The 481-nt window shown below is 71.7% G+C and carries 1 pseudogene; it reads left to right on the top strand.

The features are described from left to right. Positions 1-66: 66 nt before the first annotated feature. Positions 67-481: pseudogene (locus L687_RS25325) on the top strand (tellurite resistance/C4-dicarboxylate transporter family protein); the annotation flags it as partial.

A 481-nucleotide genomic window follows, 5' to 3' on the forward strand; every position in this document is an offset into this window, starting at 1 on the left:
AAGACGGGCGCGGAGCAGGGGACCCTCGCCCGAGTGCCGCAGGAGTACCGGCGGTCGATCTGAGTGATGTCCGTGCGCACGATGATCGAACGGCTCCCGCCCGCGGGATTCTCCTTCGTGATGGCGACCGGCATCGTCGGCACCTCTTTCGTCGCGATCGGACTGTCCCCGATCGGGGCCGTGGCGTTCGTGCTCACCGTCGGCGGGTATGCGCTCCTGCTGATCGCCACCATCGCGCGCGTGCTCCTGGCGCCGGCCGCCGTGCTCCGTGACGCCGGTGACCCGGGCCGCGCATTCGGGTTCTTCACGATCGTGGCGGCGACCGGGGTCACCGCCACCTTGGGTGCGTCGCTCGGGGCCGAGGGGATCCTCCCCGTCGCCCTCGCCCTGGAAGCGCTGCTCTGGGCGCTTCTGACGTACGGGATGCTGCCGTGGCTCGTCACGCACGCCTCCCGGCGGCCCCTGCTCCGCACGGTCGACG

This window comes from Microbacterium maritypicum MF109, assembly GCF_000455825.1.
Taxonomy (GTDB): Bacteria; Actinomycetota; Actinomycetes; order Actinomycetales; family Microbacteriaceae; genus Microbacterium; species Microbacterium maritypicum_A.